General features: G+C 39.4%; 11 protein-coding genes. 9 read left to right on the top strand and 2 right to left on the bottom strand.

Going from position 1 to position 14,980, the window contains the following annotated elements; genetic code table 11:
* Nucleotides 1-18: 18 nt before the first annotated feature.
* From BLV53_RS06960 to BLV53_RS06945, 4 genes are all read left to right on the top strand, one after another.
* Nucleotides 19-1,440, top strand: coding sequence for an MFS transporter (locus BLV53_RS06960; protein WP_090299079.1), 1,422 nt, complete (start codon nt 19-21; stop codon nt 1,438-1,440).
* A gap of 145 nt (nt 1,441-1,585) precedes the next feature.
* Nucleotides 1,586-3,988: a GH39 family glycosyl hydrolase gene (locus BLV53_RS06955; protein ID WP_090299077.1), complete on the top strand. Its 2,403-nt coding sequence runs from the start codon at nt 1,586-1,588 to the stop codon at nt 3,986-3,988.
* A gap of 174 nt (nt 3,989-4,162) precedes the next feature.
* Nucleotides 4,163-5,119, top strand: coding sequence for a flavodoxin family protein (locus BLV53_RS06950; protein WP_090299075.1), 957 nt, complete (start codon nt 4,163-4,165; stop codon nt 5,117-5,119).
* Nucleotides 5,120-5,423: 304 nt separating this feature from the next.
* The gene (locus BLV53_RS06945; protein ID WP_242879042.1) at nt 5,424-6,893 is read left to right on the top strand and encodes an MFS transporter; all 1,470 of its coding nucleotides are present in this window, start codon (nt 5,424-5,426) and stop codon (nt 6,891-6,893) included.
* 66 nt (nt 6,894-6,959) lie between these two features.
* Here the strand turns inward: BLV53_RS06945 and BLV53_RS06940 are convergent, their stop codons facing one another.
* Nucleotides 6,960-9,167 carry an EAL domain-containing protein gene (locus BLV53_RS06940; RefSeq protein WP_090299072.1) on the bottom strand — a complete coding sequence of 736 codons (2,208 nt, stop codon included), beginning with the start codon at nt 9,165-9,167 and terminating at the stop codon, nt 6,960-6,962.
* 251 nt (nt 9,168-9,418) lie between these two features.
* Here BLV53_RS06940 and BLV53_RS06935 point away from each other — a divergent pair, with 251 nt between their 5' ends.
* The gene (locus BLV53_RS06935) at nt 9,419-10,423 is read left to right on the top strand and encodes an NAD(P)H-dependent oxidoreductase (RefSeq protein ID WP_090299071.1); all 1,005 of its coding nucleotides are present in this window, start codon (nt 9,419-9,421) and stop codon (nt 10,421-10,423) included.
* Here the strand turns inward: BLV53_RS06935 and BLV53_RS17830 are convergent.
* The gene (locus BLV53_RS17830) at nt 10,420-10,662 is read right to left on the bottom strand and encodes a helix-turn-helix domain-containing protein (protein WP_090299068.1); all 243 of its coding nucleotides are present in this window, start codon (nt 10,660-10,662) and stop codon (nt 10,420-10,422) included. The two genes, BLV53_RS06935 and BLV53_RS17830, sit on opposite strands and share 4 nt — an antisense overlap.
* A gap of 22 nt (nt 10,663-10,684) precedes the next feature.
* Here BLV53_RS17830 and BLV53_RS06925 point away from each other — a divergent pair, with 22 nt between their 5' ends.
* From BLV53_RS06925 to BLV53_RS06910, 4 genes are all read left to right on the top strand, one after another.
* Nucleotides 10,685-11,575 carry an NAD(P)/FAD-dependent oxidoreductase gene (locus tag BLV53_RS06925; RefSeq protein ID WP_242879041.1) on the top strand — a complete coding sequence of 297 codons (891 nt, stop codon included), beginning with the start codon at nt 10,685-10,687 and terminating at the stop codon, nt 11,573-11,575.
* A gap of 183 nt (nt 11,576-11,758) precedes the next feature.
* Complete coding sequence (locus BLV53_RS06920) at nt 11,759-12,262, top strand: DUF1097 domain-containing protein (RefSeq protein ID WP_090299062.1); 504 nt, start codon at nt 11,759-11,761, stop codon at nt 12,260-12,262.
* 158 nt (nt 12,263-12,420) lie between these two features.
* Complete coding sequence (gene buk, locus BLV53_RS06915; protein WP_170830779.1) at nt 12,421-13,521, top strand: butyrate kinase; 1,101 nt, start codon at nt 12,421-12,423, stop codon at nt 13,519-13,521.
* A gap of 162 nt (nt 13,522-13,683) precedes the next feature.
* Entirely contained in the window at nt 13,684-14,979 is a 1,296-nt protein-coding gene (locus BLV53_RS06910; protein ID WP_090299057.1) for a thiolase family protein, read from the top strand.
* Nucleotide 14,980 lies beyond the last annotated feature (1 nt).

The following is a 14,980-nucleotide window of genomic DNA, read 5'->3' as shown; positions in this document are numbered from 1 at the left end:
TTAGGGAGGTTATTTATTATGAGCGATGTTTCAATCCAGGCTGCAACAGCAGCTACAACATCCAAAAGAACAGATCCAAAGCTTGCTGTTGGCTATGCTTTCGGTGAAGTGGGATGTCAGATGTCTTGGTACATGATCAACAACTATCTGACATTATTTTACACAGATATTGTTGGACTTACAGCTTCGGCAATTTCGTTGATTATGTTGATTGCCAGAGTTTGGGATGCAATCAATGATCCAATGATGGGTTCTATAGCGGACAGAACCAATACAAGATGGGGTCGTTTCCGTCCTTACATCTTCTTTGCACCACCATTCTTAGCTATTTTTAATGTTTTGACATTTACTGTATGGCCAATGCAGGGTATTGCAAAGGTTATCGTTTGCTTACTTTGCTACATTGGTACAGGTATGGCATACACAGCAGCATCTATTGCTTACCAGGCACTTCAGAACGTTATCGCTATTGATTCAAGACAGAGAATGTTCCTTGCTACAAGCCGTAACGTAGGTGCATCTGTTATCGGTATCGTGCTTTCAATCGTAGCAGCTCCAACACTTTTAAAGCTTTCTCATCCAGGTGTTGAGGCAGCTGATGCACAGGGATATTTCAGATTTGCTATTATCATGGCAGTGGCTCTTATTATTCCTTTCCTTATTTGCGGATTCATCTGCAAGGAAAAATTTACAGAGCAGCTTCACGCTAACAAGGGCAATACAGAAAAGCTTGGCTTCGTCGGCGCTCTTAAGGAAATCGTAAAGAACGATCAGCTTCTTATGGTAGTTCTTGCAACAGTTCTTGGTACAATCTGCGTTTCAGGTCGTATGGGACTTCTCACATTCTACATCATTTATGTAGTTGGTGATTTCATGCACATTGCAACATTCTTTACAGTAATGACTATTGCACAGCTTGTTGGTAGCTTATTCCTTCCATGGGGAACAAACACCTTCACTAAGAAGGGCTACCTCATCATCCTTCAGATGGTAATGAACGTTGGATTCCTTGCTATGTTCCTTCTTCCAAATTCAGGAATCCCAACACTTCTTGCTATCTCTGCAGTATGTGGTTTCTGTAACTCAGCTTCAGGTGTTTGCTATGGTCTTGTAGGTGATTCACTTGAGTATGGTGACTGGAAGCTTGGTCGTCGTCAGGAAGGTGTTGCTGCATCAATGCTTTCATTTGGTGTTAAGATTGCAACAGCTATCTGCGGTTCAGCAGGTGTTCTTCTTCTTGCAGCAGTTGGATATGTTCCAAATGCAGAGCAGACAGAAGCTGCTAGACAGGGTATCAACGCGGTTGTAAACCTTCTTCCATTTGTAATTGGTGTAATTTCACTTATTCCAATGTTATTCTATAAGCTTACACCAGCAAAGGTTGAGGAAATCAGAACAGACCTTGAAAATGGAAAGCGTTGCATAACAGCAGAAAAATAAAATAATGAATATTCAAGAGCTCTGCAACTGGCAGGGCTCTTTTGTTGCACAAAAACATTTGCGCTTAATTAATTATGCAAGGTATTAGGCTTATTCGGTAATTATAACTAGAGAAAAACTAAAAAATTTTAGATAAAATGATACTATGGAAAAGATTAGAGAAATTGTGGAATTTAATATTATTCATGAATCAAACAGTGAGCCAAGGGAGCAGCACTATCATCAGAATATAGATATGCTTTATGTTCTTTCAGGCTCAGTGGATGTGGTTATTGATGACAAAATCTATAATCTGAAAAAGGAGGATATGATTCTTATTAACTCAAATAAGCGTCATAAATTTGAAAACTCCGGAAATCTTTTGGCTATTAGATTTGCAATCGATTATTATCTTTTGTCTCAGACTGTGGGCACTACCCAGATGCTGTTTTTATGCAATTCTGCGGTTGATAAAAATTCAGCCTACGACAAGCTGAGACATCAGATGAAAGAAATCATCCGCTATTACTATGCCAAAGGGCAACATGACAACTGCTATCTGCAGGCATTGTATTATGAGATGCTTCATATCCTCATTGCCAATTTCATGGTAAAAACAGATGAAGCCAGAATTCTCTTTGATAATGATGCTGAAAAAGAGCGCATAAGTGAAATACAAAGCTATATTCAGGGACATTATCAGGCGGCCATAAGTCTTAATGATCTGGCAGATCAGATGTTTTTAACACCTGCTTATTTGTCAAAGTATATAAAAAAGAAATTTGGCATGACCTTTGTGGATTATCTGAACAACATTCGTCTTTTCCATGCGGTGGATGAGTTGATTTACACTAATAAAAGTTTGACTCATATAGCTATGGATAATGGCTTTAGCACGTCTGCAGCCTTCAATAAATCCTTCAAAAAGGTATTTAATGTATCACCTGGCGAATACAGAAAAAATTACGAAAATAGAAAACAGCAGAATGCCATTTTACAGGCTGATGAGCAGGGTAAGAAGCAGATTATTTCATTTATTGAAAACGAGGAGGCACACGAAGCTCATTTTGCAGCTAACAAAAAACTAATCGAGGTGGATGCCACAGAATATAAAAAGAGCTACGTGGACAAAACCAGAGTTATTAATATTGGAAATATCTACATGCTGCTACAACAAGAAGCCCAGGAACAGCTTTTGGAGCTAAAGAATAAGCTTGGCATCACCCATGTGAGGGTATGGAACGTATTTGCTGATGAAGTGTGCATCAGGGATGGCGGCAAGCATAGCTTTCATAAGCTTGATAATGTTCTTGATTTTTTAAATGATAATGATATAAAGGTCTACATGGAGTTGGGGCAGAAGCCTACACTTTTTATGTATGGGCCGGAGCGCTATATTAATGAGCTGAAGGATGAGCAGCCATTTGAGTACGATTTCTATAAAGAGCTTATAAAGGATTTAGGGATCCATCTGGTAAATCGCTATGGCATAGAAGAAATCGAAAAATGGTATTTTGAATTCTGGAACAATCCAAAGCTTCATATTGGACGAGCTGATGGTGAGTATTACAAGTATTTCGATATGATTTATACCACCTTTAAAAATATCAGTGAGGACATTAGAATTGGTGGTCCAGGACTGGTGCTTGGATATGAAAATGAACTGTCAAAGGCAGTATTTGCTATCTGGCGAAAAAGAGAAATACAACCAGATTACATATCCTTTAACTCATATCAATATGTGTCTTTTACAGATGGTGATAATACATATGGAAAGAAGTCTCTAGATAAGAATTATCTTATCAATCAGATAACAATAGTAAAACAGGAAATGGCAGATGCTAATTTTTCTGTAAAGGAAATTCATCTAGATGAATGGAATTTTACTATTTCAAATAGAAATGTATTGAACGATAGCTGTAATCAGGCCGCTTACATCATGAAAAACTACATTGATATGGCAGGGAATGTGGATGTAATGAGCTACTGGCATGGTCTGGATTTGTATGCAGAATTTTATGATACAAACACACTCCTAAGTGGCGATGCAGGATTGATTTCAAGGGATGGAATAAAAAAGCCATCATTCTATGCAATAGAATTTATGAACAGGGCACACTCAAAGGAGCTGATGCGCAATGAAAATGCCATGCTAAACACTAATGGAAGAGGAAGCTTTTCTATAGTATGTCATAACTTCAAGGGTCTGTCTGAAAAATATTTAGATATAGATGAGGATATGATTCAGATAAAGGATATTGAGCACTACCTTGAGGATGCGGAAGATTTACAGCTGAATTTTAGACTGGACAATGTTCAAAATGGCACCTATCAGGTGAAGACCTATTACATAAATCCTGAATACGGTAGCGTTCAGGATTTGTGGAAGAGATTGAATCTTTCCAACTCTATGGAGAGTGAGGAAATCCAGTTTATCAAACAACATGCCAATCCAAATATGGAGATGCAGCAGATAGAGGTTAATGACGGAAAGCTTGAGATAGAGTATATTCTAAGAGCCTCAGAGGTAAGATTTATAGAGATAAAATACCAATTTAATTATGATTGATATTTGCAAATTTTGGCAGGACAAAAATTATAGTATGATTTTTGTCCTGCCTTTTTCTATACTTTGTCGGGGTGCATTTTTAGGAAATAATACATGCCAAAATGGATAAAGTAAGAAACAGCATTTAGACATAAAATGTTCACATAACATTCGAAAGGGTGAAAGGAGAAAGTAATGAAGGTATTAGGTATTTCTTTTGGTCGTATCGATCAAAGAAGTGATGTTATGGTAAAGGAGGCTCTCTTCGCTGCAAAGGCTGCAGGGGCAGAAGTAGAGTTTATCAATACAGTAAGACTTAACATCGGACATTGCAGAGCTTGCGATTATTGCAGCCGCTGCAGAGATAAGGGAGACGTGGAAATCCACTGCTGTATGAAGGATGATTATTCAATCCTTGAGGAGAAGTGCTTAGAGGCAGACGGAATCATCATCGGTGCTCCAGTTTATGCTGTAGGTATCGTTGGTCAATTCAAAAACTTTGTAGACAGATTTGGTCCATCACACGATAGAGCAGCTCTTTTAGAGGAAAACAAAAAGCGTGCCGAAGCTGGCAAGCCACTCCTTGATGAGAGATATTTCAAGGACAGATATGTAGGTTACATTTCAGTTGGTGGTGCTCAGACACACAACTGGGTAGCGCTTGGACTTCCAATGCTTGATCTATTCTCATTCTCATTCTGCATGAAGTGCGTAGGTCACGTAGATGCATATGATCAGGGACGTACAGGTCATCCATTATTTGACAAGGACCTTATGAAGAAGTGTGCAGACCTTGGTACAGCTGTAGCTGAATCTTTGGGCAAGCCATATGATGAGGTAGATACATGGGTTGGCGATGAAGGCGTTTGCCCAGTTTGCCACAATCCACTTCTTTCAATGAATGGCACAACAACAGTTGAGTGCCCAATCTGTGGTATTTATGGAAAGCTCTCTGTAGATGGGGATAAGGTAACAGTAGAGTTTTCTGAAGAGCAGAAGAATAGAGCTCGTAACACAATTCCAGGAATCTACGAGCACTACAACGAAATCCAAAACATGATCACCGTCTGCGTCCCTAAACTCCAAGCCAACAAAGACACATTGCCGGTGATGATGGAGAAGTACAAAAATTTCGATTTACATTGGGACTAACTTAAGCGTTGCACAGTGTGCAACCCACTTGTCCCAGGTGAATAATAAACCTAACAAATTTAAATGAGCCATTCCTGATGAAAATCTTATTGTTTTTGTTGAGTATAACAAAGTGATAACAAAAACAATTAGATTTTCACAGGAATGGCGGGGTAAATTACTAGAATTTCACATGGTTAAGTGAGTCATCTCTGATGAATATCTTATTATTTTGGTTGAGTATAACAAAGTGATAACCAAAATAATTAGATATTCACAGAGATGACGGAGTAAATTATTCATTTGTTAAAAAGGGGGAAAAACAATGGATACTACTAACATGGCAGGCACATCTGCAAAATCTGGCATCACCAAAGTGAACCAGTATGGCATGGCACCACTAAAGCCAATCAACTATCTTGTTTATGGAATGGGCAACTTTGCTTCCCAGCTTTCATGGACAATGGTAAGCACTTACCTTTCAATTTTCTATACTGATGTATTCGGTTTAGGAACAGGTGCAGTTGCACTTCTGATGCTTATTGCAAAGGTATGGGATGGTATTAACGATCCTATGATGGGAACAATTATGGAACGTACTCACACAAAGCATGGCCGCTTCCGTCCATACATTGTTGTTGGTGCAATATTCCTTGTTATCTTTACAGTACTTACATTTACAGTGCCAGGTTTCTCTGGTCCAGCTAAGCTTGCTTATGCTTACATTACATACATCGGTCTTGGTATGTCATACACAATGACAAACGTGCCTTATCTTGCACTTCCAGTTGTTATGACACGTGACCCTAAGGAAATCAATAAGCTTAATGCAGCTCAGATGATGGGTATGACAATCGGTCAGATTATCCTTAACCTTTTTGTTCTTCGTCTCGTAGAGTGGTTTGGTCACGGCGAGCAGGCTGCAGGTTATCATTCAACAGCAATTCTTCTTGCACTCATTGCACTTCCAATGTTCTGGGCAGTAGCAGCACTTTCAAAGGAAAGAATTGATGTTAAGAAGAGCGAGCAGGGTAGCATTATCGAAGGTCTTAAGCTTATTGCTAAAAACAAGAACCTTGTTTGCGCATTACTTTATAGCTTAATGAACATGTTTGGTATGCTTGGTCGTATTTCAGTTGCAGTTTACTTCTATATGCACTGTGTTCAGAACTTTGCATTCATCACAATCTTCATGATGATGCAGATGATTGTTGGTACAATTGTAATGCCAATCGCTCCAAGACTTTGCATGAAGTATGGTAAGAGAAACATCGCTATTGTTTCAATGCTTATTCAGGGTCTTTCACTTATCATCATCTTCTTTGGACCAGCAGAGAGCATTCCATTCAACTTTGTTATGATGGTTATCTACGGCTTAGGTTACATCGCTGGCCCTTCAGGAAGTGGTATGATAGTTGATGCTATCGATGATTTCGATCTTAAGTATGGTTACAGAAATGATGGTATGGCATTCTCATTCTCAGGAATGGCTACAAAGATTGGTACAGCCCTTGCAAACTCATTATTCCTTGTAATCATGGGTAAGTTCGGTTATGACAATATGTTTGCTCTTAAGGGTCAGCTTGAAGCAGCAACAGAATCATCTGTTATTGCTGATTTAACAAGCCAGATTTCACACATCCAGTTTGGTATTGATATGTGTGCAAACCTTCTTCCAGGTATTGTATTCTTACTTGGTATCATTCCACTTCTTTTCTATACTCTTGACAAGCCAGGTTACATGGACAAGGTAAGAGATGGTCTTACAGAAAGAAATAATAATCGTGGAATCTAATAAAGATTTTTCCGGTGAGTGATTAAAAAATGATTCAGTGAGCTATTAAGCGTCACTGAATCATTTTTATTTAAGGCTGATATTATTAAAATCTAAAGCTTCAAAATCATTTACCGGCATAGGTTTGAAAAAGTAAAAGCCTTGCATGATGTCACAACCTTTATCTAAAAGGAAATCTGCCTGTTCTTTTGTCTCGACGCCTTCAGCTATAAGGTCAATTTGAAGACTACGTAACATTTTTATTATATGATTGATAATAATTTTACTTTTATCCTTGTGCAGCTCGCCTCTAAAGAAACCATAGTCTAGTTTTATTACATTTACAGGTACTTCTTTAAGCATATTTAAAGAGGAGTATCCACTGCCGAAATCATCCATTTCTACTATGAAGCCATATTCATGGAGTCTTTCTGTGGTTTCTAGTATCAGCTGCGAGTTTGCCACGTAGGCACCTTCGGTAATTTCTATTCGTAATTGTAAAGGCGATATATTATGGCGTTTAGTCAAATCACTAAAGTATTTTGCAATATTGTTATTTGCCTCAATATCGAATCGAGACAGGTTGATGGAAATGGATTTTTTGTCACCCTGTTTATCCCACCTGTGTATATCCTGACAGACTTTGTCCCATACATATTTGTCCAACTCATAGATGAGATTTGCTTGCTCTAGCATAGGAATAAAAAGACCAGGGCTAATCCAGCCTAAAGCACCATGATTCCATCTACATAAAGCCTCAGCACCAACTATTTTACCTGTTTTGTAATTTACCTGTGGTTGATACCACACTTGAATTTCATTTTGTTTTAAAGCTGTAGAAAAATGTCCGCATACATCTGAAAGAAGTTTTCCCTTTTCCCATTGGTCAATGTTATATACCTCATAATCACCACTATTAGATTCCCTGGCTTTTCTTTCGGCAAATCTTGCATAGTCTAGCATATGGTCTATTTCCAAGGTTTCGTAGTCAGATGGTGTTAAAACATAGATACCATAGCTTACCTGCACATCATAGTCACTGCCTCTGTTAATAAAGAAATTTTTTATTGGTGTTAATATGGATTGGACTCGATTGTCCAAAATGCTTCCTTCAGGAATTATAGCAAGTAGGACAAAATGATCAGCGTCCAGTCTTCCTATAGCTTCCTTAGGAGTAAGGTGTTCAGACACTCTTTCAACGAAAAATCTAAGTAAGTCATCCCCCGCCTGTCTACCTAATTGATTGTTTATAAATTTAAAATTCTTAATATTGTTATAGGTGATAATGTAAGGTGTTGTAGGATTTGTTTGTAATAGTTCAATAACTTTTTTGTTAAAGCCCGCAGCGCTGAAGGCACCAGTGAGAGAATCATACTCAGTCAATTGGCGGATTTTATGTTCCTGCTCTTTTTTGATCAGTCGTTGCTGCGAGATAAAATGTAGTGTAATAAGAATAATGATTATGCAGGCACTAAAAATAATGTAGCCATAAACATAAATATAATCGTAGAAAGTGTATTTATAAAGTTTACGTGAAGTGTAATCCAAAATAATAGCCTGTCTTTGGGAATCACTAATCATTGAAATGCCCTGATTAATACCGCTAATGAGAGCCCTGCTTTCAGGTGTATCTATGGCACCAACCTGAAATTCCACAGTATACACAGTAGAAGGATGTATAATCAAATCCTTGTATGAAGGCTTTTGAAGAATATAGCTCCACACATAAGTATTGTGAATCAGAGCATTTACCCTATCTTTGCGAAGGGCATCTATACAATCTGGCATTGTTTTAAAGAAAACTATTTCTATTTCAGGATATAAAGTTTTGAGAGTTTCTGCACCACCAGCTAATGAGCTTAGCATTCCTATTTTTGAATGAGTAAGGTCTGGAAGTGGGTCTCCAACAGAAGTGACAATAGTAAATGGTGTTACCATGAGATCTTCTGAAATAACAGTGTCTTGTCCTGCAGCACTTTTTATAGCGCTACCTAGTGGCATAACTAAATCATACGCTGGGTTATCAAGCGCGTCCTTTAGGGTTTTTTCTTCAATTTCCTCAAATGTCACATCATAGCCTGCGTTTTCAGCCGCAATCCGCAATAAATCAATGCCTATACCAACGATATTATCTGAATCGTCCACGTAAAGCATAGGACACCTATCTGTAGGTACACCTACTGTAATAGTAGGTTTTAAGGTTCCGGAACTGGCAGTAGATTTGATTACACAAAATGGAGTAAGTATTAAAGAAAAAATGATAAAAAAATATATTTTTTTAAAAAAATTATTCATTATTGAAATCTCCAACGCACTATCCTAAGAATACTACATAATTAAGTTTTTTCTATGAAGTAGAAGAGTCGACAATAGTAATATTTTTTGAGCTGCAATATTTGACAAAGAAATATTGCGTATTTTTTAACAATCAAATATCCTTGCAAAAATTGACAAAAGGAGGCATAACATTTTTAAAGTCGCAACATAATTATTAAGATATAGTATCACTATAGAAAACAGGTAATAACCCGGAGGTAAAATATTTCATGGAAAAGAAAAAAGTACTTGGTATTTCATTTGGCCGTAAGATGTCAAACTGTGATGTTATGGTTAAAGAAGCACTTATGGAGTGCGAGAGAGAAGGTTGTGATGTTGCATTTCTTCGCGCAGATGATTTAGATATCAATAATTGTACAGGATGTATCGCATGTGTTATCGGTATGATGTCTGGCCGTGGCCGTGGATACTGTGTAAAGCATGATGATTTCGATATTCTTGATGAGGCAGTTATGCAGGCAGATGCTGTTATCCTTGCTTGCCCTACATATGAGACATCAGTTACAGGTAGATTCAAAACTATTTGCGATAGAATCGGACCTAGCCACGATATCACATTCAGAAAGGCTCGCTACGATGAAGGAAAGGCAGCTGGTGTTCCAGAGGAGCAGCTTCCAGATACAAGAGCTTTCAAGAAGCGTTCAGCAGCTCTTATTTCTGTAGGTGGAGCTATGACAGAAGAGTGGATTGCTCTTACACTTCCAATGATGTACGAGTTCACATTCCCAATGGCTATCGATGTTGTAGATACAGTTGAGTACTACGGAGCTATGGCTTGCGAGAACGTAGCAGGTAACCCAGAGATGATGTCTAGAATGACTCAGGTTGGTAAGAACATCGTTGCTTCTATCAACGCTGAGGATGAGGAAGAAAGAATCAAGTTCCGTGGCGAGGAAGAGGGAACATGCCCAATCTGCCACACAAGACTTATCCAGTTTGCTCATGACAAAAAGACAGCTTCTTGCCTTGTTTGCGGAAGCCGTGGAACATTTGATATTGTTGATGGTGAGTTTGTAATGCACTACACACAGGAAGAGCTTGATCGTTCAAGACTTCGTTGGGGTGGTAAGCTTGAGCACTCTACAGAAATCAAGACTCAGGCTCAGCCAGCAGGCACTATCAAGAACCTCAAGGAGCTTAAGCAGCCTTATGCAGACTTCAACCCAGGCGTATGGCCAGTTGATACAAATGCAAATGGCAATGTAAAGGCTTAATTGTTCCTGTGATAGCGTGAGATGTTCATTAGCTTTAATGAAATCTCATAAGCAAACATATCATCGGGATTTGTAATATCAATCCCAAATAGAGCTTTCATTTTTTCGATTCGATAAAAAAACGTAGATTTATGAATATGAAGTGCTTCGGCTGCGGCTGGGGCACTTCTATTTTTTTGAATGTAGGTTTTAAGTGTGGTAAGGTATTCCGTTCCATTTTTAGTATCATAGGCTTCCATAAATTTCAGGGCAGGGTGAATTGTGGAAGCTACAATTTCAGGGTTATCAATTGATCCAGCTACAGTGCCAGCTGCTACAAAGAGTAACAAGGTACTTGTAATCGGTGGTGGCCCAGCAGGACTTCAGGCTGCAATCACAGCATTTGACAGAGGTCATAAGGTGACACTTGTGGAAAAGAAGGGCAACCTTGGAGGACTTCTTTACTTCACAGATATTGATGTAGACAAGCCAGATTTACGTAACTTCAAGAACGTGCTCATCCGTGAGGTTGAAAAGCGTGATATTGATGTGCGTCTCAATACTGAGGCTACACCAGAGTTTGTTAAGGAATTTGGTGCAGACACAGTAATCATTGCAACAGGTTCACTTCCAACATGCCCACCAATCAAGGGTATCGAAAATGCTCATCAGGCTATGGAGGTTTATGATGGTCTTGAGGTTGGCAAGAAGGTTGTAATGATAGGTGGCGGTCTTGTAGGCTGTGAGACAGGTCTTCATCTTACAAAGCTTGGTCATGAGGTAACCGTAGTAGAGATGCTTGACCGTGTAGCAAACGAAGCATACGGAAGCTACCGTGAGGCTCTTGTTTGGGAAATGGGAAATCATGGCATGAAGTCTATGCCAAAGACAAAGTGTCTTGAAATTCTTCCAAATGGTGTGAGAGTAGAAAATGCAGATGGTGAGCAGACACTTGAGGCTGACACAGTCCTTTTTGCTCTTGGTATGAAGACGGTACCTTATGATGAATTAAAGGCTGCAGCAGGTGATGCTGAAGTATTTATCGTAGGTGATTCAATCAAGCCTGGTCAGGTAGATCAGTGCACACGTTCTGGTTATCTTGCAGCAATCGATATCGCTCGTCCAGAAAAATTCGTTGATCACGAATATAGAGGAATAATAAATCCAGCTTAAGTTTCGCGCTGTAATAAAGTTTTATGAGGGTGCAACGTTCAAAAATAGAGTGTTGCACCTTCTCTTTTTCAGAAAGACTAAGTCGCAAAATATGAAAAAGATATTAGGTTTTAAAAATATGATTACATAAGGATAAAACCTAAAATAACCTGGAAAAGAAAACAATGCTGGAGGAAATAATAAATGAAAGAAAAATGGATTAACGTATTTACGTTAGCATTTACTGTAGCTTTGTTGCCACCGATTTGGGCAGTACTTTCACCATACATCGGTGTGACAGTTGGAGCTGTAGCACTTATATGTGCAGGGCTTTTTGCTTGTCTTGGCAATGATATAAAAAAGGCTATTCCGGTTTCCATGGGATTTGTTTTAGGCGATGTATGGGCAGTGGTTGCGCTTCAGATTATGGCACACTCATCACTTAATCCAAACCTGACACTTTACCTTACATTATTTGTTTTAGGCGGACTTGCAGTAATCCTTGGCTCTATCGGAGAAAAAGTGATTTTTGTTCCTGCCTGGCTTGCAGGATGGGCAATCGGTCTTACAATCATGGGTCCTATGGATATAAACCTTATTGGTTCCATGGTGCCACAAATTGCCGTAGCTATGCTTGCAGGTGTTTGGTATGTAGGCGTTGTTGGAGATTTATTCCAAAAGCTCTTAATCAAAATCTTTAGCAAATAAGCTGCAACATAACAACGACTTTTGTTGCGTAGTGCATTTTATAGTAAATACAATCCGCAATAAAAGAAAAAGATATGAACCACGTAAAATATGATTTAGTTTGTTTAAAAACTAAAATAATCATAAATCAAAAAGGTAAATAATTTAGGAGAATAAACATGAGCTATAAGATTTTAACAATCAATCCAGGCTCAACATCCACTAAAGTAGGCTTCTTTAATGGGGAAGAGCTTGAGTTTTCTGTAAATGTATCTCATGATGCTGCAAAGCTTGCTGAGTTTGCAACTATCAGTGATCAGCTTCCATACAGAAAAGAAATTATTCTTGCTGAGATTGAGAAAGCAGGCATTGACCTTTCAACAGTAGATGCTTTTGTTGGAAGAGGTGGCGGACTTCTTGCAGTAGAGGGCGGTACTTATGAGGTAAACGATGTACTTTTAGATCATGCAAAGCGTGGTGCTAATGGTATTCAGCATCCTGCACAGCTTGGTTCACAGCTCGCAAATGAATTTGCAAAGCAGTACTCAAAGCCAGCTTTTGTAGTAAACCCACCTGACACAGATGAGTTTATTATCGAAGCTAGAATGACAGGTATCAAGGGCGTTTATCGTGAGTCACATCTTCACGCACTTAACCTTAAGGAAACAGCTATTCGTCATTCAAATCTTAACGGCGTTAAGTACGAAGACAAAAATTATATAGTTTGCCATATCGGTGGTGGTGTTTCAATTTCAGCTCACCGCAAGGGCAAGATGATTGATGGAAACGACATCGTTACAGGTGATGGCCCAATGGCACCAACCCGCTGCGGCTCAGTTCCAGCAGCACAGATGATTCGCTACGCATATGATCATCCAGATAAAAAAGAGACACTTAGTCTCACAACAAAGACAGGTGGTTTTGTAAGTCACTTAGGAACATCAGATGCTCTTGATGTATTTAACAGAGCAGAGGCTGGTGACAAAGAAGCAAAGCTTCTCTGGGATACAATGACTTACCAGATTATCAGATACATTGGCTCAATGGCAACTGTTCTTCATGGTCAGGTAGATGGAATCCTTCTTGGCGGTGGAATGGTTCACAATAAAAAGCTGGTTGCCGACATCACAGACGCCTGCTCATGGATTGCACCAGTTACAGCATATCCAGGAGAGTTCGAGCTTGAAGCCATGGCTGCAGGCGCCATCCGCGTCCTAGATGGCGAAGAGCAAGCCAAAGTCTACAACGGCCAGCCAAGCTGGACACCAGAATCGTTATAGCGTTTTCAATTGTGTGTCGATTACCGATACACATTAACAAATTTAGATGAGCTTTGTAGGCTTCAAATTTGAGGTCTCTTAAGCGAAGCATTCCTAGCTGAGCGTAGAGACCTCAAGTTTGTAGCCGTAACAAAGCGGACTATGTTACTAAGGAGAGTAAAGATGAATCAGACAAAAGTTAATCCATATTCACGTAGTGTTTCGATCATCGGTGTTGGATGTACTCCATTCATGTACACAGTTGATAATCCAGAAACAGACGGTCTTACTGAGGGAGAGTTATTCGGATATGCAGCACTTAAAGCAATGGAAGATGCTGGCGTAAATCCACAGGATATTGATTTTTATTTCCATGGTGAGGCTTCACCACTTCACCAGTCAAATTACCTTACACCAAACGTACAGATTGCAAACTGGTTTGGTATGAAGGGCAAGGCTTCTATCCATCATTCAGAAGCTTGTTGTACAGGTTACTATGCAATCGAGCAGGCTGTAAATGCAGTAGCATCTGGTAAGTACAATTGTGTACTTTCAGGATGTGTTGAATTTGGTGATAGCGCAGCAGTTCCAAATCATCCATATAAGCGTGAAAAGCTTACAATGGAGAAATTCCTCCAGACAACAGCTTGGCTTTATGACAGAACTTACACACGTTCACTTATGGCTGGACAGGAGCTTATCTATGATGATGCTGCTGAGTGGTACAAGAGAACTCGCGGACTTACAGATGAGCAGATGGACGATACAATCAACTGGATGTCTATCAACAATAGAAAGAATGCTTCAAAGGATGAGCTTGCTATCGAGCGTCGTACTTATGAAGAAATCGCAAAGGAAGCTGGCTTTGATAATGTAATGGATTACATGAGAAGCCCATACAACCCAAAGAATGGTGACTTCCTTAGAATGAGTGGTATCGAGCTTAAGTGTGACGGTGCTGCAGCTGTTATCGTTTGTGCAACAGATATGGTTGACAAATACATGGGCAACAAGAACCACAAGCCTATCGAGGTACTTGGTTGTGGATGCGCAGCTTGCGAGGCTACAACTCCTCACTTCGAGGTTAGAGCTACAGAAGAAGCTATCCGTCAGGTTTATGATGTAACAGGTGTTAAGCCAGAAGAGCTTGATATCTTCTACGCAAACGACTTCATTATCACATCACACCTTGTATCAGCAGAAATCGCTGGCTACTTGCCATACGGCGAAGGCTGGAAATACATCTGCGAAGGCAGAACAGCTTACGACGGAGACAAGCCAATCAATACAAACGGTGGTAGAACTTCATTCGGTCATGCACATGCAGCTTCAGGTCTTGCTGACCTTTATGAGTGTGTTAAGCAGATGCGTGGCGAGTGTGGCGAGAGACAGGTTAAGAAGCTTCCAAAGACAGCTATGTTACGTGGTTACGGCGGAGCTCAGAATATCTGCTCTTACATCATTAGAACTATCGATTAAT

This window comes from Pseudobutyrivibrio sp. ACV-2, from assembly GCF_900107545.1.
Lineage (GTDB): Bacteria > Bacillota > Clostridia > Lachnospirales > Lachnospiraceae > Pseudobutyrivibrio.
This window is presented reverse-complemented; position numbering and strand designations above follow the sequence as displayed.

Bases quoted from the DNA above. Each gene is read 5' to 3' on its own strand.
- BLV53_RS06960 (WP_090299079.1), top strand. From the start codon at position 19: ATGAGCGATGTTTCAATCCAGGCTGCAACAGCAGCTACAACATCCAAA.
- BLV53_RS06955 (WP_090299077.1), top strand. From the start codon at position 1,586: ATGGAAAAGATTAGAGAAATTGTGGAATTTAATATTATTCATGAATCA.
- BLV53_RS06950 (WP_090299075.1), top strand. From the start codon at position 4,163: ATGAAGGTATTAGGTATTTCTTTTGGTCGTATCGATCAAAGAAGTGAT.
- BLV53_RS06945 (WP_242879042.1), top strand. From the start codon at position 5,424: ATGGATACTACTAACATGGCAGGCACATCTGCAAAATCTGGCATCACC.
- BLV53_RS06940 (WP_090299072.1), bottom strand. From the start codon at position 9,167: ATGAATAATTTTTTTAAAAAAATATATTTTTTTATCATTTTTTCTTTA.
- BLV53_RS06935 (WP_090299071.1), top strand. From the start codon at position 9,419: ATGGAAAAGAAAAAAGTACTTGGTATTTCATTTGGCCGTAAGATGTCA.
- BLV53_RS17830 (WP_090299068.1), bottom strand. From the start codon at position 10,662: ATGGAAGCCTATGATACTAAAAATGGAACGGAATACCTTACCACACTT.
- BLV53_RS06920 (WP_090299062.1), top strand. From the start codon at position 11,759: ATGAAAGAAAAATGGATTAACGTATTTACGTTAGCATTTACTGTAGCT.
- buk (WP_170830779.1), top strand. From the start codon at position 12,421: ATGAGCTATAAGATTTTAACAATCAATCCAGGCTCAACATCCACTAAA.
- BLV53_RS06910 (WP_090299057.1), top strand. From the start codon at position 13,684: ATGAATCAGACAAAAGTTAATCCATATTCACGTAGTGTTTCGATCATC.